Origin of the sequence: Haloarchaeobius iranensis (assembly GCF_900103505.1) — an archaeon.
Lineage (GTDB): Archaea > Halobacteriota > Halobacteria > Halobacteriales > Natrialbaceae > Haloarchaeobius > Haloarchaeobius iranensis.
The window spans coordinates 135,426-152,320 of sequence record NZ_FNIA01000006.1 but is presented as its reverse complement, the minus strand read 5'-3'; the positions used below and the strand labels follow the sequence as shown (position 1 = coordinate 152,320).

19 protein-coding genes and 1 pseudogene are annotated in these 16,895 nt (G+C 69.4%); 14 read left to right on the top strand and 6 right to left on the bottom strand.

Features of this window, described 5'->3' with window-relative positions; genetic code table 11:
* Positions 1-95: 95 nt before the first annotated feature.
* Both BLT27_RS07115 and BLT27_RS07110 read right to left on the bottom strand, forming a co-directional pair.
* A complete protein-coding gene (locus tag BLT27_RS07115; RefSeq protein WP_089732355.1) occupies positions 96-389 on the bottom strand; it encodes a DUF424 domain-containing protein in 294 nt (97 codons plus the stop codon).
* 2 nt (positions 390-391) lie between these two features.
* A pseudogene (locus BLT27_RS07110) lies at positions 392-1,117 on the bottom strand (tetratricopeptide repeat protein); the annotation flags it as partial.
* Between the two features lie 121 nt (positions 1,118-1,238).
* On the opposite strand from BLT27_RS07110, the gene thpR reads away from it, so the two are divergent.
* From thpR to BLT27_RS07070, 8 genes are all read left to right on the top strand, one after another.
* The gene (gene thpR, locus BLT27_RS07105) at positions 1,239-1,793 is read left to right on the top strand and encodes an RNA 2',3'-cyclic phosphodiesterase (protein WP_089732353.1); all 555 of its coding nucleotides are present in this window, start codon (positions 1,239-1,241) and stop codon (positions 1,791-1,793) included.
* A 99-nt stretch (positions 1,794-1,892) separates the two neighbouring features.
* Positions 1,893-2,045, top strand: a complete 153-nt coding sequence (locus BLT27_RS07100; protein WP_089732352.1) for a 50S ribosomal protein L39e — start codon at positions 1,893-1,895, stop codon at positions 2,043-2,045.
* Entirely contained in the window at positions 2,045-2,323 is a 279-nt protein-coding gene (locus tag BLT27_RS07095) for a 50S ribosomal protein L31e (protein WP_089732351.1), read from the top strand. Before BLT27_RS07100 ends, BLT27_RS07095 begins: the two co-directional genes overlap by 1 nt.
* 7 nt (positions 2,324-2,330) lie before the next feature.
* A complete protein-coding gene (locus tag BLT27_RS07090) occupies positions 2,331-2,996 on the top strand; it encodes a translation initiation factor IF-6 (RefSeq protein WP_089732350.1) in 666 nt (221 codons plus the stop codon).
* A 239-nt stretch (positions 2,997-3,235) separates the two neighbouring features.
* Positions 3,236-3,412: a 50S ribosomal protein L18Ae gene (gene rpl18a / locus BLT27_RS07085; RefSeq protein ID WP_089732349.1), complete on the top strand. Its 177-nt coding sequence runs from the start codon at positions 3,236-3,238 to the stop codon at positions 3,410-3,412.
* Positions 3,409-3,876 (top strand): prefoldin subunit alpha, encoded by a 468-nt coding sequence (pfdA, locus tag BLT27_RS07080; protein ID WP_089732348.1) that lies wholly within the window; start codon positions 3,409-3,411, stop codon positions 3,874-3,876. The genes rpl18a and pfdA overlap by 4 nt, the downstream gene beginning before the upstream one ends.
* A gap of 6 nt (positions 3,877-3,882) precedes the next feature.
* Complete coding sequence (gene ftsY, locus BLT27_RS07075; RefSeq protein WP_089732347.1) at positions 3,883-5,046, top strand: signal recognition particle-docking protein FtsY; 1,164 nt, start codon at positions 3,883-3,885, stop codon at positions 5,044-5,046.
* Positions 5,047-5,311: 265 nt separating this feature from the next.
* The gene (locus BLT27_RS07070; protein WP_089732346.1) at positions 5,312-6,721 is read left to right on the top strand and encodes a signal recognition particle protein Srp54; all 1,410 of its coding nucleotides are present in this window, start codon (positions 5,312-5,314) and stop codon (positions 6,719-6,721) included.
* A gap of 15 nt (positions 6,722-6,736) precedes the next feature.
* Here the strand turns inward: BLT27_RS07070 and BLT27_RS07065 are convergent, their stop codons facing one another.
* Positions 6,737-7,075: a hypothetical protein gene (locus BLT27_RS07065; protein WP_089732345.1), complete on the bottom strand. Its 339-nt coding sequence runs from the start codon at positions 7,073-7,075 to the stop codon at positions 6,737-6,739.
* Between the two features lie 142 nt (positions 7,076-7,217).
* On the opposite strand from BLT27_RS07065, the gene BLT27_RS07060 reads away from it, so the two are divergent.
* Positions 7,218-7,934, top strand: a complete 717-nt coding sequence (locus BLT27_RS07060) for a class I SAM-dependent methyltransferase (protein ID WP_089732344.1) — start codon at positions 7,218-7,220, stop codon at positions 7,932-7,934.
* A gap of 44 nt (positions 7,935-7,978) precedes the next feature.
* On the top strand, positions 7,979-8,953 hold the full coding sequence (locus BLT27_RS07055; protein ID WP_089732343.1) for an ornithine cyclodeaminase family protein: 975 nt from the start codon (positions 7,979-7,981) through the stop codon (positions 8,951-8,953).
* Positions 8,954-9,276: 323 nt separating this feature from the next.
* Here BLT27_RS07055 and surE read toward each other — a convergent pair whose 3' ends face one another.
* Positions 9,277-10,125, bottom strand: a complete 849-nt coding sequence (surE, locus tag BLT27_RS07050; RefSeq protein ID WP_089732342.1) for a 5'/3'-nucleotidase SurE — start codon at positions 10,123-10,125, stop codon at positions 9,277-9,279.
* Between the two features lie 565 nt (positions 10,126-10,690).
* Between surE and BLT27_RS07045 the strand changes: the two genes are divergently transcribed.
* From BLT27_RS07045 to ligA, 4 genes are read left to right on the top strand one after another with little or no spacing between them, the layout of a single operon-like run.
* The gene (locus BLT27_RS07045) at positions 10,691-11,269 is read left to right on the top strand and encodes a magnesium transporter (protein ID WP_089732341.1); all 579 of its coding nucleotides are present in this window, start codon (positions 10,691-10,693) and stop codon (positions 11,267-11,269) included.
* On the top strand, positions 11,270-11,827 hold the full coding sequence (locus BLT27_RS07040; RefSeq protein WP_089732340.1) for a magnesium transporter: 558 nt from the start codon (positions 11,270-11,272) through the stop codon (positions 11,825-11,827). It abuts the gene before it with no gap.
* A 42-nt stretch (positions 11,828-11,869) separates the two neighbouring features.
* Positions 11,870-12,928 carry a hypothetical protein gene (locus tag BLT27_RS07035; protein WP_089732339.1) on the top strand — a complete coding sequence of 353 codons (1,059 nt, stop codon included), beginning with the start codon at positions 11,870-11,872 and terminating at the stop codon, positions 12,926-12,928.
* Positions 12,929-12,974: 46 nt separating this feature from the next.
* Positions 12,975-15,065, top strand: coding sequence for an NAD-dependent DNA ligase LigA (gene ligA, locus BLT27_RS07030; protein WP_089732338.1), 2,091 nt, complete (start codon positions 12,975-12,977; stop codon positions 15,063-15,065).
* 43 nt (positions 15,066-15,108) lie between these two features.
* On the opposite strand, the gene BLT27_RS07025 is transcribed toward ligA, so the two are convergent.
* Positions 15,109-15,972: an ABC transporter permease gene (locus BLT27_RS07025; protein ID WP_089732337.1), complete on the bottom strand. Its 864-nt coding sequence runs from the start codon at positions 15,970-15,972 to the stop codon at positions 15,109-15,111.
* Complete coding sequence (locus tag BLT27_RS07020; RefSeq protein WP_089732336.1) at positions 15,969-16,880, bottom strand: ABC transporter ATP-binding protein; 912 nt, start codon at positions 16,878-16,880, stop codon at positions 15,969-15,971. Before BLT27_RS07020 ends, BLT27_RS07025 begins: the two co-directional genes overlap by 4 nt.
* Positions 16,881-16,895: the final 15 nt, after the last annotated feature.

Genomic DNA, 16,895 nt, shown 5'->3' with positions numbered 1-16,895 from the left:
AGGGACCGGGGCCGACCGCCGGTCGGGTAAGCCGACGCTACCCGTGGCGGGCGGGCGTCCATGGTCGGCACGAACGGGAGCGGTCTGTCCCCGTCCTACCCGAGCCGCAGGAGCTGGGCGTGGAGCGTGTCCTCGATGGCCAGCACGTTCGCCTCCTCGACGATGCCGGCGTCGATGGCGACGGTGACCGAGCGCTCGCCGACGATGTTCGCGACGCTGGCCCGGCGCAGGCTGTCGACCACGGCCGCCTCGTCGACCTCGTCGCCGGCGTAGAACTCCTCGGAGACGGTCAGCGAGAGCTCGCCGTCCTCGAACGTCTCGCCGAGTACGTCCGGGTCGCAGACGGAGACGAGCAGTCCCTCCTCGGTCCGTCGCTCGTTGAGAATCATCCGTCGACGAGTTCCTGCTCCTGCTGCCGGCGGATGGCCTCGGCCTCCTCGGCGATCTCCTCGGCCTCCTGATGTCTATCGAGCTCCTCCAGCGCGCGAGCCTTCTCCTCGAGTACGTCCGCGGTCCGCATGTCGAGGCGGATGGCGTTGTCGAGCGCGTTGAGCGCGTCCTCGGCGAGGCCGCGCTCGAGCAGGAAGAAGCCCCGGTTGTACCACGCCTGTGCGAACCGCGAGTCGAGCTCGACGGCCCGCTCGGCGTGCTCGAGCGCCTGGGAGACGTCGCCGGACTCCCACAGCGCGTAGGCGAGGTTCGTCTCGGCGGAGGCGGCGTGCTCGGAGTCGTCGTCGATGTGCAGCGCCTCGCGGTACGCGCCGATGGCGGCGTCCCACTCCTCCATCTCGGCGTGGGCGACGCCCTTGTTCACCCAGCCCTCCTGCTCGACGAGCTCGTCGTCGGCGAAGCGCGCGGCGCGCTCGAACGCGTCGGCGGCCTGTTCGTGGCGGTTGATGCCCATGTAGTTCAGGCCGACGTCGATGAGCGCGTCGGCGTCGACGTTGCCGCTGTCGAGGTTCTCCCGGTCGAGCATGTCTGTGACGACGCGGGAGTCGACGGGGTCGACCTTGCTCGGGTCGACGCCCAGCTCTGGGGGGTCGAGGTCGAAGCCCTCGTACGGGTCGGAGAAGCCCTGACCCTCGGAGAACTCGTGCGTTCGGTCCTCGTCAGTCATACACCGCGGTTGGCGGTCCGGACGGGTAAGGGTTGCGACGTGCGGACCGGGCGAGAACCCGCTCTCTGCTTGCGATTGAACGGAGGATAGTTTCAAGTCGCAGTCGGGCATCTGGTGGGTCATGCGACTGTTTGTCAGTGTCGATCTCCCCGACGACCTCGCCGACGACGTGGCCTCGGTGCAGGAGCGGTTCGGCGAGGTCTCCGGCATGGACCCGACGGACCCCGAGAGCGTCCACATCACGCTCAAGTTCCTCGGCGAGGTGAGCGAGGCCCGTCTCGGGCGCGTCGAGGATGCCGTCGCCGCCGGCGTCGACCGCGCTACCGTCGAGCCGTTCGAGGCGACGTTCGGGGGACTCGGCGTCTTCCCGTCGCTCGACTACATCAACGTCGTCTGGCTCGGGCTCCGCGACGGGGGCGACGACCTCGTGACGCTCCACGAGGGCATCGAGGCCGAGACGACGGCCATCGGCTTCTCGCCGGAGGCCCACACGTTCACGCCGCACGTCACCCTCGGACGGATGCGACACGCGGGCGGCAAGGAGCGGGTCCAGGAGCTGGTCCGCGAGACCGACCCCGCCGCCGGCTCGATGCACGTCGACGAGATTCGCCTGACGGAGAGCACGCTGACCGACGACGGGCCGGAGTACGAGACCGTCGCGCGGTTCCCGCTGTAGCCCTCCGACGCGGCGGCGATCGGGCCCGGACCGCCCGGTCACGCGTCGCGGCCCGAAAAGAACAACACTATAAACGCGGACGGGGTATCTGCGGGCACTATGGGTAAGAAGTCGAAGGCGAAGAAAAAGCGCCTCGCCAAGCTCGAGCGACAGAACAGCCGGGTGCCTGCATGGGTCATGCTGAAGACCGACATGGAGACCCAGCGCAACTACAAGCGCCGGAACTGGCGGCGTAACGACACCGACGAATAATGAGCGCGAACGACTTCGAGGAGCGCGTCATCACCGTGCCGCTCCGCGACGTGAACGCGGAAGCGAAGCACAAGCGCGCCGACAAGGCGATGTCCCTCATCCGGGACCACCTCGCGCAGCACTTCAGTGTCGACGGCGACGCCGTGCGCCTCGACCCCTCGATCAACGAGGCGGTCTGGTCGCGCGGTCGCAAGAAGCCCCCGAGCAAGCTCCGCGTTCGCGCCGCCCGCTTCGACGAGGACGGCGAGTCGATCGTGGAAGCCGAACACGCGGAGTAACGAAGCCGTGCTACGGACCGCGTTCGCCGGGTCTCCCTACGTCGGCGTCTTCGCGCGGGCCACCGACACCTGTCTGCTGTGTCGCCCCGACCTCGACGAGTCACTCCAGAGCCAGCTCGCCGACGAGCTCTCGGTGCCGGCCATCCCCACGAACGTCGCCGGCTCCTCCACCGTCGGCGCGCTCGCCACGGGGAACTCCAACGGCCTGCTCGTCACCAGCCGCATCCGCGACAACGAGCGCGAGCGCCTCGAGGACGCCATCGACGGCACGCTCGGCGAGCTGCCCGGGCGGCACAACGCCGCCGGCAACATCGTCCTCGCGAACGACACCGGCGCGTACGTCCACCCGGACCTCCCGGACGACGCCGTCGCCGTCGTCGAGGACACCCTCGACGTGCCCGTCGAGCGCGGCGACCTCGCCGGTGTCAGGACCGTCGGCACCGCCGCCGTCGCGACGAACAAGGGCGTGCTCTGTCACCCCAAGTCGACCGACGCGGAGCTCGACGCGCTCGAGGACCTGCTCGGCGTCCCGGCCGATGTCGGCACCGTCAACTACGGCGCGCCGCTCGTCGGCTCCGGCCTCGTCGTCAACGACAACGGCTACGTCGCCGGCGAGGACACGACCGGCCCCGAACTCGGGCGCATCGAGGACGCGCTCGGGCTCGTGGACTGAGTTTCGGCGTTTCTGCCGTCGACTTCGCTCGGGCGTTTACCTCTAGTGTAAACTCTCCGCCGGCGGGACGGGACTTCGAGCGGGTGTCGGCTCGGTTGATTCCGCCGTCGGACGACGGGTTTCGCACCGAACACGCGGCCGTCCGGGCCGCCGCCGACCGGTGCGGGAACACCACTCCGAATCGACACCCGCACGGACAGAAGGGAACATTCTTCCATCTGCCCGACCGAGTAGCGGCCATGAGTCAGTTTACTGTCCGCGGGACGTTCCAGGCACGCGAGGGGGACCGCCCCTTCGAGACGACAGTCGACGCGCCCAACGAGAACGTCGCACGCGAGCACACGTTCGCGACCTTCGGGAGCCAGCACGGTCTGAAGCGCACGCAGATGACGGTCACGGAGGTCGAGGCACAATGATGGGCGGTGGCGGCGGTGGCGGCCAGATGCAGCAGCTCCAGCAGGAGATGCAGGCCATCCAGCAGGAGATCGAGGAGCTCGAGGGCGAGGTCACGGACCTCCGCACCGAGAAGACAGAGATCGACGAGGCCATCGAGGCGCTCGAGACGCTCGAGTCGGACTCGGTCGTGCAGGTGCCGCTCGGTGGCGACGCCTACATCCGCGCGACGGTCGAGGACATCGACGAGATCGTCGTCGGTCTCGGCGGCGGCTACGCCGCGGAGCGCGACCAGGACGGCGCAATCGACACGCTCGAGACGAAGAAAGAGACGGTCGACGACCGCATCGAGGACGTGCAGGGCGAGATCGCCGAGCTGGAGAGCGAGAACGAGAAGCTGGAGCAGCAGGCCCAGCAGGCCCAGCAGCAACAGCTCCAGCAGCAGATGCAGCAGGCCCAGCAGCAGGAAGAAGCCGACGACGAGTAAGCGACGATGTTCGATAGCCTGAAGGAGAAGCTCGGCAGTTTCCGCGACGACGTCGAGGAGACGGCCGAGGAGAAGGCCGCCGAGGAGGAGGAGGAGGCCCCGACCGAGGCTCCCGAGGGCGAGACTGCGGAGGCCGCGACGGTCGCCGAGAGGTCGACCGAGCACGACGCCCCGGCTGCCGAGTCCGCCGTGGCGGAGCCGGCCGCGGAGGACGCCGACGAGGCGTCCACGGCGGCCGACGAGCCGGCCGACGAACCCACCGAGGAGGAGGAGAAGTCGACGGGCTTCGGGGCGAAGATGAAGGCCGCGGCGACGGGCAAGTTCGTCATCGAGGAGGAGGACCTGGAGGAGCCGCTCTGGGACCTCAAGATGGCGCTGCTCGAGTCGGACGTGGAGATGAGCGTCGCCGAGGAGATCCTCGACCGCGTCGAGGAGGAGCTCGTCGGCGAGCGTCGCAAGTTCACCGAATCGACCGGGAGCATCGTCGAGGACGCGCTGCGCGAGGCGCTGCTCGAGGTCATCTCGGTTGGGCAGTTCGACTTCGAGGAGCGCGTCGCCGACGCCGACAAGCCGCTCGTCATCATCTTCACCGGCGTCAACGGCGTCGGGAAGACGACGAGCATCGCGAAGATGTCGCAGTACCTCGAAGAGCGCGGCTACTCCTCCGTACTCGCGAACGGCGACACCTACCGTGCCGGGGCGAACGAGCAGATCGGCGAGCACGCGGAGGCGCTCGACCGGAAGCTCATCACCCACCAGCAGGGCGGCGACCCGGCGGCGGTCATCTACGACGCCGTCGAGTACGCCGAGGCGAACGACGTCGACGTGGTGCTGGGCGACACGGCGGGTCGCCTGCACACGAACGAGGGACTGATGGACCAGCTCGAGAAGATCGGGCGGGTCGTCGACCCCGACATGACGCTGTTCGTCGACGAGGCCGTCGCGGGCCAGGACGCGGTCCAGCGCGCCAAGCAGTTCGACGAGGCGGTCACCATCGACGGCTCCATCCTGACGAAGGCCGACGCCGACTCCAACGGCGGCGCGGCCATCTCGGTCGCCCACGTCACGGGCAAGCCCATCCTCTTCCTGGGCGTCGGGCAGGGCTACGACCACCTCGAACGGTTCGACCCGGAGGTCGTCGTCGGACGGCTGCTGGGCGACGAGTCGTAGCGACCCTCCGTTCTTCCGATTGGTTCGCTCGAAAGAGAGAAGCATCGCCAGGGTGCCATCGGATGATGGAAGTGGGTGGGATGACAGCTGGCGACAGGCTGCACACGTCGGTACGACGACCGGGGGTATAAACGGTCCCAGAAGCCAGTTTCGGTAGTCAAATCGATACGTTGCTCGCGATTCGGAGCGCGCGGCGAGCGGGCGTGCCTCCGGGCTCCGGCGAGAAAAAGGCCTTTAGGCGGGAGTCACGTACCTGCAGTCGATAATGGTACTCGACGATCTCGGGAGCTCTCTCCGAGGCACCCTCGACAAACTCCGCGGGAAGTCACGCATCTCCGAGGAGGACGTCGAGGAGGTCGTCAAGGAGATACAGCGGTCGCTGCTGCAGGCCGACGTGGACGTCTCCCTCGTGATGGAGCTGTCGGACAACATCAAACAGCGTGCGCTGGAGGAGGAACCACCGTCTGGCACGCCGGCGCGTGATTTCGTCCTCCGTATCGTGTACGAGGAGCTGGTCGACCTCATCGGCGACTCGACGGAGCTCCCGCTGGAGGAGCAGACCATCATGCTCGCCGGCCTGCAGGGGTCGGGGAAGACGACCTCCGCGGCGAAGATGGCGTGGTGGTTCTCGAAGAAGGGGCTCCGCCCGGCGGTCATCCAGACGGACACGTTCCGTCCGGGTGCGTACGACCAGGCCAAGCAGATGGCAGAGCGCGCCGAGGTCGAGTTCTACGGCGACCCGGACAACGACGACCCGGTCGACATCGCCCGCAAGGGGCTCGAAGCGACCGAGGACGCCGACGTCCACATCGTCGACACGGCCGGCCGCCACGCGCTGGAGGACGACCTCATCGACGAGATCGAGGAGATAGAGGCGACGGTCGACCCCGACATCTCGCTGCTCGTGCTCGACGCGGCCATCGGTCAGGGCGCGAAGGAACAGGCCCAGCAGTTCGACGAGTCCGTCGGTATCGGCGGCGTCGTCATCACGAAGCTCGACGGGACCGCGAAGGGTGGCGGCGCGCTGACCGCCGTCAACGAGACCGACTCGTCCATCGCCTTCCTCGGTACCGGCGAGGAGGTCCAGGACATCGAGCGCTTCGAGCCGGAGGGGTTCATCTCCCGCCTGCTCGGCATGGGCGACCTGGGCTCGCTCGTCGAGCGCGTCGAGCGCGCGATGGAGGAGACCCAGGAGGAAGAGGAGGACTGGGACCCCGAGGACATGCTCCAGGGCCAGTTCACCCTGAAGGACATGAAGAAGCAGATGGACGCGATGAACCGCATGGGCCCGCTCGACCAGGTGATGGACATGATTCCGGGCTTCGGCGGCGGCGGGCTGAAGGACCAGCTGCCCGACGACGCGATGGACGTCACCCAGGAGCGCATGCGCAGCTTCGAGGTCATCATGGACTCGATGACCGACCAGGAGATGGAGAACCCGCGCTCGGTCGGCCAGTCCCAGGTCGAGCGCATCTCCCGGGGCTCCGGCCAGCCCGAGGAGAAGATCCGCGAGCTGCTCCAGCAGCACAAGATGATGGAGCAGACCCTCAAACAGTTCCAGGGTGGCATGGACGGCGACATGCAGCGCATGATGAAGAAGATGCAACAGCAGGGCGGCGGCGGCGGTGGCGGTATGGGTGGCCTCGGCGGCGGCGGTGGCGGGCCGTTCGGATAATCGGGCGTTCGATTTTCAGTCGTCGTAGTACGTTCCCACCTGGATACCGTCGGGGCCGATTTCGACGAACAGCGTCGGCCCGTCGCCGGTCCACGCGACGGTGCCTTCCGTGTCCCCGGCCGTGACGACGACGCCGGTGTCCCCGTCGGGCAACAGGTCGCGCCGCGAGACGGACTCGCCTGCGTCGAGCGCGAACCGCTCCTCCTGTCCGTCCCACGCCACGAGGACTGTCACAGTCTGGTCGCGCCGGTTGTCGGCCTCGAAGTCGTGGAACTCGCCGCCGACCGAACAGCCGGCGAGCGAGGCGACTCCGGCTCCGGCGAGCGTTTGGAGGATTCGACGGCGTGCTGGCACGTTCTCGCGGTTCTGCGCGGGTGGGGAAGTGCTTTGTCCCGCCTGCCGGACCGGCCGTGTGGACGTTAGCCGTTCACAGCTGTGGCACGTTACCATCTTTCATTACAGTTTTATTACAATTGGGGTGTGCTAGCTCATCTGTATGGCAGCAGACGCACTCGGCACGGCAATGTGGGACTACCAGCGCGGCGACCTCGGCGACTGCTGGTACGTCGACGGCGACGACCGGATGGACGGCCACATCGCGGAGAACTACTTCGGCAGCCACGAGGACTGGGACGACGCGCAGCGCGAACGTCTCGGCGAACTCGACGGCCCGGTGCTCGACCTCGGCTGCGGCGCGGGCCAGCACGTCCGCTTCTTCGAGGACCGCGGAACCGAGGTGCTCGGCGTCGACGTGAGCCCCGGTGCGGTGCAGGCGGCCCGCGAGCGCGGCGTCGAGCACGTCGCCGTCGGGGACATGTTCGCCCTGCCGTTCGAGCGCGACCGGTTCCGGTCGGTGCTGTTGAACGGGACGCAGGTCGGGCTCGCGCAGTCGGTCGCGGGCGTGCGCTCGCTGCTGTCGGACCTCGCCTACGTCACCGACGGCGAGGCCACCGCGCAGGTGGACAACTACGACGCGAGCCTCGTGGACTCGGAGCTGTTCGGCTTCCGGCCCGACCCCCGCGACGGCTTCGCCCATCGAACCTTCCACTTCGAGTACGAGCCGCGCGACGGCGACCGGATTCTCGGCCGGGCGCTGCACTTCCTGCTGTTCTCGCCCGCCCGACTGCGGGACATCTGCGTCGGGACACCGTGGTCCGTGACCGAGGTCGAGCATCGCCACGAGGTGTACTACAACGCCCGGCTGGCGAAGTGAGTCAGCCGGAAACAGTTAACACGGCACCCGGCCACTCCCCGGACATGGTACTCGTACTCGCCGACGACGAGGTCGCGTCGCTCGTCGACCTCCCGTCGCTCGCACCCGTGGTGGCGGACGCGCTCGTGCAGCAGGGTCGGGGCGAGGTCGAACGTCCGGAGCGTCCACACTACGACGTTGGGGCCGGCATCGACGGGTCGGAGCCGCTGGGGATGGGACTGGCGATGCCGGCGTACGTCCACGGCGAGCCGTACTTCGCGACGAAGCTGGTCGGCGTCCACGAGGGCAACGCCGAGCGTGGGCTGCCGACCATCCACGCACAGGTCGTGCTCGCCGACGCGCGGACGGGCCAGCCCGTCTCCTTCATGAACGGCGGGCGCATCACGAACGCCCGGACCGGCTGTATCGGCGGGCTGGCGGCCCGGGACCTCGCGGTGTCGGAACCGCTCCACGTGGGCGTGCTCGGCGCGGGCACGCAGGCGCGCTGGCAGACCCGTGCCATCGCGGCGCTCTGCGATGTCGAGTCGGCCAGCATCTACTCGCCGAGCGACTCGCGGGACGACTGTGCGGCCGACCTCCGTGAACACGACGTTCCCGCGGAGGCGGTCGATTCGGCGGCAGCGGCAGTCGAGGATTCGAACGTCGTCGTGACGGCGACGACCAGCACGGAGCCGGTGTTCCCCGCCGACGCGCTCGCGCCGGGGGCACTCGTCGTCGCCGTGGGCGCGTACACCGTCGAGATGCAGGAGCTGGAGGCAGCGGTGTTCGACCGGGCCGCCCGCGTCTTCGCCGACGTGCCCGCGGAGGTCGCCGAGATCGGCGACCTGCTGGCGACCGACCTGACTGTCGAGGACCTCATCCCGCTCTCGGCGGTGTTCGAGGGCGAGGCGGGGCGGGAGTCCGACGAGGAGATCCTGGTGGTCGAGAGCGTCGGCACGGCCGTCCTGGACGTGGCGGCGGCCGCCGAGGTGTACGAGTCGGCGGCGGAATCGGGAATCGGGACCGAGCAGTCGTTCTGAGGGCTACAGCACTCTGCGGCCGGCTGCCTGTCTACTCGGCTTCGTCCGGCGAACAGGCGACCATCGACGGGGCCGACGCGACGACGGGCTCGGCGTACGAGACCTGCTCGTCGCCGGCACCGACCATGCTCCAGCGGACCGCACCGGTGTCGGACTCGCGAGCTTCGATGGGGTCGCGGACAGCTATCCGTCTTACGTCCGGTCTGGAGGAAGGAATGCGGGACCGTGTACCACCGGTAACATGGTTTTCTCCCCGGCGTCTATCACTCTTCATCCCCTCGACGGTTACCACCGGCTGTTCTTGCGAGACTGGCTGGGGCCTGTCAGGAGAGGTTCAGCTGTTCGACGATGGCGTCGAGCTTCTCGTGGTGGGCGGCCTCGTGCGGCGCGGTCAGCGGTGAGACGCTCACCTCGCCGTCGACGACGGCCCGGCGGTCGCTCCCGACGGGGTAGCGGTCCCGGACCGAATCGGCCTCGGTCATGGGGTTCTCCCAGTTCTCGACGTGCGGCCAGAACTTGTCGTTGAGCGCGACCAGCTCGTCGTCGGCCTCGACGTCGACGGGCAGGTCTTCGACCTCGCTCTCCTCGACGCTCCGGTGTTCGACGCGCACGTCGAAGTCGTCGTGCGGGTGGGTCACCCGGAGCCGCGGGTCGGTCGCGTCACAGGGCGCGTTCACGTTCAGGATGTCGACGGCCTCGAACACGTCAGCGTCGAGTGCGGCCCTGGTGAGCTCCCCGGCGACCCGGGTCGGCTCTGAGAAGTCGAACTCCGCGGCGGGGTGGGTGAAGAACTCGACGTTGTGGTACGCGGAGACCGCGACCGCGGGCGTGCCCAGATACGCGGCCTCGACCGCCGCGCCGACGGTGCCCGAGCGCCCGAGCACGTACGAGCCCATGTTCGGCCCGTGGTTGCAGCCGGAGACCACGAGGTCGAACTCGCGGTCCAGCCCGCGCAGGCCGTACGCCACGCAGTCCGCGGGCGTCCCCGCGATGGCGTAGCCCCACTCGTGCGATTCGCGGGTGGTGTACCGCGAGCGCTTCCGGCCCACGCCGGACTGGTTGTCCGCGGGCGCGACGACCGTCACGTCGCCGATATCGAGGAGTTCCTCGCGGAGGGCGGCCAGCCCGTCGCCGTCGATGCCGTCGTCGTTCGTCAGGAGGATGTCGGTCACGTTACTGGTGCGTTCGGGTTCGACGGGCTAAGTCTTCCCGGAGTCCGTTTCTGAAGGGAGTAGTTGGGTTCGGTTCGTGGGGTAACGGAGGAGTTCGGACCAGTGGGGACTCTCCGTCAGCCGTGGGGCTCGTCTGAACTGGGAACGGTTGGATCGTCCCGTCGTCGGCGACAACCGCTGGTGCCGCAAACAACCGGAAAGCCCCGGGCCTGTCGGCTCGGGAGGCTCGCTGCGCTCCTCGTGCCTGCGGTGCTTGGCTGGCGAGACTCCTCCGTCGTCTCGCTGCTTCCCACTCGGTCGCAGGCTCCCTCGCGGGAACGTCGCCTGCCTTCGCCGACAGCCTCGCCCCTTTCAGTCCACCCCGCGGCACAACACCGCGACCGCCCTCGAACCTCCCCAACCTCCTGCGATGCTCGGTCGCAGGCTCCCTGCGCTTCTCGTCGCTCGCACGAGCCTCGGCTCACGGCCTCGCTGGCGCTCGGCACGCTCGCCAGCCGCGCGCCACCCGGTCGGTCCGCCAGTCGTGGCGTGGTCTTTTATCACCCTCGCCCGTGTGCCGACCCACATGAGCATCCGCGCCGTCGCACGCGAGGCCTACCGCGAGGCGCTGCCCGCGCTGGGCGCGAGCGTCGTCGGGGGGCTGTTCGCCGGCGTGGTGCTGGGCGGGATGCGGTCGGAGCTCCAGCAGGTGCCCGGGCTGCTCGTGCTCGTCCCGGCACTCTTGGCGACGCGCGGCAACGTCTACGGCTCGCTGGGCGCGCGGCTGGCGACCGGGCTCCACCAGGGGCTGCTCGAACCCCGCATCGACCTGGGGAACGAGCGGCTCCGGGGGGCGGTCGCGGCGGCCATCACGAACGGGCTGTTCGTGAGCGTGTTCGCGGCGACGGCGGCGTACGTGCTGCTCGCGCTGCTCGGGGAGGCGGCCGCGCCGCTGCCGACGCTGGTCGCGGTGTCGCTGCTCGCGGGGCTGCTCTCGGGCATCACGCTCACGGTCGCGGTCGTCTCGGTGGTCTTCGTCGGCTTCCGTCGCGGGCAGAACCCGGACACGCTCGTGGGCCCCATCGTCACTACGACCGGCGACGTGTTCGGGATGGCCTTCCTCCTGCTCGCGGCGCGCATCGTGCTCTTCCTCGGGGGTGTCTGAGTGCCCGAACACTGGTCGGTCCGGTCGATCTCGCGGGCGATGCTCCCGCTGTTGCTCGCGCTCTCGCTGGTCGAGCTCGGCTCGGGGCTGGTGCTCGGGAGCTTCGAGGACGAGCTGTTGCGGCGGCCGTCGCTGCTGGTGCTCGTGCCGGTGACCATCGGGACGGCCGGCAACCTCGGCTCCATCCTGGCGGCACGGCTCTCGACGGCGGTCCACCTCGGCACCGTCACGTTCTCGCCCGAGGACGACACGCTCGTCGGCAACGCCGTCGCGACGGCCGGGCTCGCCGTCTCGGTGTTCCCGGTCGTCGGCCTCGGGGCGTGGGCACTGACCGAGCTGACCGTGGGGGCGACGCTCGCACCGACCCGGGTCGTCCTCGTGGCGGCGTGCTCGGGCGCGGTGCTGGCGGTGCTCGCCATCGCGGTGACGCTGCTGACGACGTACGCCGCCTACCGGCTCGGGCTCGACCCCGACGACGTGGTCATCCCGGTCGTGACGAACACCTGCGACGTGCTCGGCGTGCTGGTCCTGTTCGGCGTCGTACTGGTGGTGCTGTAGGCCAGAAGTGTGAAGTTCGGCCGTTGGGAAGTGCAGGCAGATATGCACAGACGCGTCTTCATCAGGACAGCCGCGGTCGCTGGCACGGCGGCCGTCGCCGGCTGCTCGGAGGCACCGGCTGGTGGGGTCGGCGGGTCCGACGACGGTGGTAACGACGGCGGCGGGTCGAGTGACGACGACGGCGGGTCGGGTGGCGACGGTGGCAGATCCGACGACGGTGGCTCGGGCGACGGCAGCGGAAGCGACGGCGGCGAGACCGCCGAGCACATCCGCGCGGCGGTCGGGATGCTCAACCGCGTCGGCTACCGGCTCTCCGAGCTACAGTCGCAGGTGGAGGAGGAGCCGACTGCGGTCGAGCTGGACACCGAGGAAACGCTCGCGGCCATCGACAGCGGACGCTCGGACCTCGACGCGGCGGCCGAGGGTGCGAACTCGGACCAGCAGGCGACCATCGAGTCGCTCCGGGCGCTGGCGACCGTGCTGGAGTCGATGACGCGACTGGTGGACCTGCTCGCGACCGTGGACATCGACGGCCGACTGAGCTCCGTCCAGACCGCCGTCGAGAACGGCGACTACGACGAGGCGCTCGCACGGGTCCGCGAGGCGGAGTCACTCGCAGCGGAGGCTGACGGGCACGTGACGACCGCGGAGGAGGCCAGCGACGCCATTGACCCCGACCGGCTGGCGGCGGTGGATGCGGTCAGCTACGACGAGCTGGAGCCGTCGCTGAACGCGGCCATCCGGCTCGTCGACGGGCTGCTCGCGATGACCCGGGGGTACGAGGCCATCCTGCTCGGACGCGACGACCTCGCGACCGCCCAGGATGCGCTCGACAACCGAGAGTACGACACGGCGGAGACGGCGCTGGCCGACGCCGAGGAGCAGTTCGTCACGGCCGACGAGTACTTCGACGGCATCGAGGACGTGCCGTCGAGCATCGCGACGCACCTCGAGCGGTCGCGCTGTCAGAGCGAGCACCTCGTCGCGGCGACCGAGCACTTCCAGCGGGCGCTGGCGGCGGCCCGGAACGAGGACGTCTCGACCGCACGCGAACAGCGCGACGCGGCCCGGGAGGACCTCCGGCGCGTGGACGAGTGCTGAGTGCGTCGAGCAAGACCTAACCCGGACCGCCGCCAAGCCGGGACCGATGAGTGAGGCCGAACTCGCCGACGACAACCCGTACGTCGAGGACCCGCCGACGACGTTCGAGCCGGCCGAGGAACTGACCGCGGCCGAGGCCCGCGAGCAGGTCGACCTGCTCCGCGAGGCGGTCCGCTATCACGACTACCGTTACTACGTCGACCACGACCCGGTCGTCGGCGACCGCACCTACGACGCGCTGTTCTCGCGGCTGCAGGAACTCGAGCAGGTGTACGACCTGCAGACCGAGGACTCGCCGACGAGGCGCGTCGGCGGCCAGCCGGTCGACGAGTTCGAGACGGTCGAGCACGTCGCGCCGCTGCTGTCCATCGACCAGTCCGGCGACGCCGCGGACGTCCGCGAGTTCGACCGCCGCGTCCGGGAGGCCGTCGGCGACGTCGAGTACGTCTGCGAGCCGAAGTTCGACGGCGTCAGCATCGAGGTCATCTACCGGGAGGGTCGCTACGAGCGCGCGGCGACCCGCGGCGACGGCCACGAGGGCGACGACGTGACCGAGAACGTCCGCACGATTCCGGCGGTCCCCCAGCGACTGCGGGGCGACTACCCGGCGTACCTCGCCGTCCGCGGCGAGGTGTACATGCCGAAGGACGACTTCACCGCGCACAACAAGACCCGCGTCGAGGCGGGCGAGGAGCCGTTCGCCAACCCGCGCAACGCGACGGCGGGGACGCTCCGCCAGCAGGACCCGAGCGTCGTCGCCGAGCGCCCGCTCTCTGTGTTCTTCTTCGACGTGCTCGACTCGAGCCGGGCGTGGGCGACCCACGCCGACGCGCTCGCGTCGTTCCCCGAGTTCGGCCTGCCCCGGAACGACCGCGTCGAGACCGGGTGCGACGTCGAGGACGCCATCGACTACCGCGACCGGCTGCTCGACGAGCGCGACGGCCTCGACTACGAGATCGACGGCGTCGTCGTGAAGGTCGACGACCGCGCCGCCCGCGAGGAGCTGGGCGCGACCGCCCGTTCGTACCGCTGGGCGTTCGCCTACAAGTTCCCCGCCCGGAACGAGGAGACGCGCCTCGCCGACGTGGCGGTGCAGGTCGGCCGCACCGGGCGGCTGACGCCCGTCGCGCTGCTCGACCCGGTCGATGTCGGCGGCGTCACCGTCTCGCGCGCGAGCCTCCACAACCCCGACGAGATAGAGAGCCTGCACGTGAACGTAGGCGACGTGGTGCGCGTCGAGCGCGCCGGCGACGTGATTCCGTACGTCGCGGAGGTCGTCGAGAAGCGGTCGGCGGGGCACTTCGAGCTGCCCGAGACGTGCCCGGTCTGTGACAGCCAGGTCGAGCGCGAGGGGCCGCTGGCGTTCTGCTCGGGCGGGCTCGGCTGTCCGGCACAGCTCAAACGCTCCGTGGAGTACTGGGGCAGCGACACCGGGCTCGACATCGAGGGGCTCGGCGCGGAGACCGTCGAGACGTTCGTCGAGGCGGGCCTCGTCACGGACGGCGTCGCCGACCTCTACGACATCGAGCGCGACGACCTGCTCGAACTGGAGGGCTGGGGCGAGACCAGCGCCCGGAACCTCCTGTCCGAACTGGACGCCTCGAAGGAGGCCACGCTCCCCGACTTCCTCGCCGCGCTGGGCATCCAGAAGGTTGGCCCGGAGACCGCCCGCGCGCTCGCCGCCGAGTTCGGGAGCCTCGACGCGCTGCGGGAGACCGCCGAGAACGGTGACGAGGAGCGCCTCCGGTCGGTCGACGATGTCGGCCCCATCGTCGCCGAGACCATCGTCGACTTCTTCGGGAGCGAGGCGAACCAGCGCGTCCTCGACCGGCTCGCCGACGCCGGCGTCGAGCCCGACACCTACGAGGTCGAGGGGGCGGACGAGCTCGACGGGCTGACGTTCGTCTTCACGGGCGCGCTCTCCGAGTCCAGGAGCGAGTTCCAGGACCTCGTCGAGCGCCACGGCGGCTCGGCCACGTCGTCGGTCTCGGGCAACACGGACTACCTCGTCGTCGGCGAGAACCCGGGTCAGTCCAAGCGCGACGACGCTGACGCGAACGACGTGCCGACAATCGACGAGGCCGAGTTCCGCGAGGTCCTGCAGGAACACGGCGTCGGCGAGTGGGTCGGGGAGTGAGGCCGCGTGCGCCGCGAACCCGCCCGGAGGACACGGGGCGGGATCACAGGTCGGCGGCGTCGAACCGCCAGTAGCCGACGACCAGGGGAACGACCAGCCAGACGCCGAGGACGACGAAGCCGAGCCAGTCCTGCAGCAGGAACGAGCTGCTGTCGATGCTCACGGACGCGGACTTCGGCAGGACGGCGTTCCGGGCGACGTTGTACGCCGACGTGGGCGCGAGCCGGGTGACGACGTAGTACCACTCGGGATACTCCGCCGGGGACACGGGGAGGGACTGGTCGGTGACGTAGTAGTAGCCGAACAGCGTGACGGTGGGGACGAGGTCCCAGAGCACCTCGAGGACGACGAAGACGGAGATGGCGCCGGCGGTCGCCTGCGTCGTGGTGTTGGCCATCGCGGAGACGCCGACGACGATGCTCACGTACACCAGCGCGTAGAGGACGGTCAGCAGTGCGAAGAAGGCGTACTCGGTGACGACGACGTTCACGCCGAGGGCGAACGCAACGACGAGCGCGACGGCGAAGCCGAGCAGGACGGGGACGGCGAGGACCGCGGTGCGCCCGAGGACCTTGCCGAGCAGCACGTCCAGCCGGGAGTGAGGCAGGCCGAGCAGGAGCTTGATCTGGCCGGACTCGCGCTCGCCGGCGATGGCCTTGTAGCTCACGACGAGCGCGGTGGCGGAGATGAACAGCGTGGTCGCGCCCGCGAGGAAGATGTAGAGGTTGAAGCTCACGCCCTGCTGGGCCGCGGCCGCAGCCTCGTCGCCGGCGAGCAGGCCCTCGAACGCTGAGAACGCCCAGACCATCGCGGAGATTAGCAGGACGTACAGCACCGAGAGTATCCACAGCACCCTCGAGCGGCTGGCGTCCTGGAAGTCCTTCTTCGCGACGAGCGCGAGACTCATGCACTCACCTCCGTGTACTGCATGAACAGGTCCTCCAGCGAGGTCTCCTCGGTGGAGAAGTCGACGACCTCGTGGCCGGCGGACTCGAATGCGTCGAGGACGTCCATCTTCACGTTGCCCTGACAGGAGATGGTGAGCGTCGCACCGTCGACGGCGACGTCCTGGACGCCGTCGACGCTCTCGGCGGCGGCGAGGGCGTTGTCGTCCGGCGGGGTCGAGAGCGTCACCGTCAGCGTCTCTCCGCCGGCAGTGGCGTCGCGGAGGTTGTCGATGGTGTCGACGGCGACGAGCTCGCCCTCGCTGAGGATGCCGACGCGGTCGGCGACGGCCTCGACCTGCTCGAGGATGTGGCTGGAGAAGAACACCGTCGCGCCGCGGTCGACCTCCTCGCGGATAATCTCGCGCATCTCGCGCGCGCCGGCGGGGTCGAGGCCGGTCGTGGGCTCGTCGAGGACGAGGAGGTCGGGCTCGCCGGCGAGGGCCATGGCCAGCACGAGCCGCTGGGTCATCCCCTTGGAGTAGCCGCCGGCCTTGCGGTCCGCGGCGTCGGCGATGTCGACCCGTTCGAGGAGGGTCATCGGGTCGTCGTCGCCGGCCTTGGAGTCGATGGCGAACTGGACGTGCTGGCGGCCGGTCAGCCGGTCGTAGACGTGGTAGCCGTCCGGGAGGATGCCGACGCGCCGCCGGACGGCCTCCGGCTGGCGCTGCGGGTCCATCCCGAGCACCGTACAGGAGCCACTGGTCGGGCGGACGAAGTCGAGGAGGATGTCGATTGTGGTGGACTTGCCGGCTCCGTTGGGGCCGAGGAAGCCGAACACCTCCCCCTCCTCGACGGTCATGCTCAGCTCGTCGAGTGCGGTGACCTCGTCGAACCGTTTGGTGACATCGTCGAGTTTGATGGCGGCCATGTGTGTGCGACGCTA

Excerpts from the sequence above, each read along its gene's own strand:
- BLT27_RS07115 (WP_089732355.1), bottom strand. The coding sequence starts at position 389 with ATGATTCTCAACGAGCGACGGACCGAGGAGGGACTGCTCGTCTCCGTC.
- thpR (WP_089732353.1), top strand. The coding sequence starts at position 1,239 with ATGCGACTGTTTGTCAGTGTCGATCTCCCCGACGACCTCGCCGACGAC.
- BLT27_RS07100 (WP_089732352.1), top strand. The coding sequence starts at position 1,893 with ATGGGTAAGAAGTCGAAGGCGAAGAAAAAGCGCCTCGCCAAGCTCGAG.
- BLT27_RS07095 (WP_089732351.1), top strand. The coding sequence starts at position 2,045 with ATGAGCGCGAACGACTTCGAGGAGCGCGTCATCACCGTGCCGCTCCGC.
- rpl18a (WP_089732349.1), top strand. The coding sequence starts at position 3,236 with ATGAGTCAGTTTACTGTCCGCGGGACGTTCCAGGCACGCGAGGGGGAC.
- pfdA (WP_089732348.1), top strand. The coding sequence starts at position 3,409 with ATGATGGGCGGTGGCGGCGGTGGCGGCCAGATGCAGCAGCTCCAGCAG.
- ftsY (WP_089732347.1), top strand. The coding sequence starts at position 3,883 with ATGTTCGATAGCCTGAAGGAGAAGCTCGGCAGTTTCCGCGACGACGTC.
- BLT27_RS07070 (WP_089732346.1), top strand. The coding sequence starts at position 5,312 with ATGGTACTCGACGATCTCGGGAGCTCTCTCCGAGGCACCCTCGACAAA.
- BLT27_RS07060 (WP_089732344.1), top strand. The coding sequence starts at position 7,218 with ATGGCAGCAGACGCACTCGGCACGGCAATGTGGGACTACCAGCGCGGC.
- BLT27_RS07055 (WP_089732343.1), top strand. The coding sequence starts at position 7,979 with ATGGTACTCGTACTCGCCGACGACGAGGTCGCGTCGCTCGTCGACCTC.
- BLT27_RS07045 (WP_089732341.1), top strand. The coding sequence starts at position 10,691 with ATGAGCATCCGCGCCGTCGCACGCGAGGCCTACCGCGAGGCGCTGCCC.
- BLT27_RS07035 (WP_089732339.1), top strand. The coding sequence starts at position 11,870 with ATGCACAGACGCGTCTTCATCAGGACAGCCGCGGTCGCTGGCACGGCG.
- ligA (WP_089732338.1), top strand. The coding sequence starts at position 12,975 with ATGAGTGAGGCCGAACTCGCCGACGACAACCCGTACGTCGAGGACCCG.
- BLT27_RS07025 (WP_089732337.1), bottom strand. The coding sequence starts at position 15,972 with ATGAGTCTCGCGCTCGTCGCGAAGAAGGACTTCCAGGACGCCAGCCGC.
- BLT27_RS07020 (WP_089732336.1), bottom strand. The coding sequence starts at position 16,880 with ATGGCCGCCATCAAACTCGACGATGTCACCAAACGGTTCGACGAGGTC.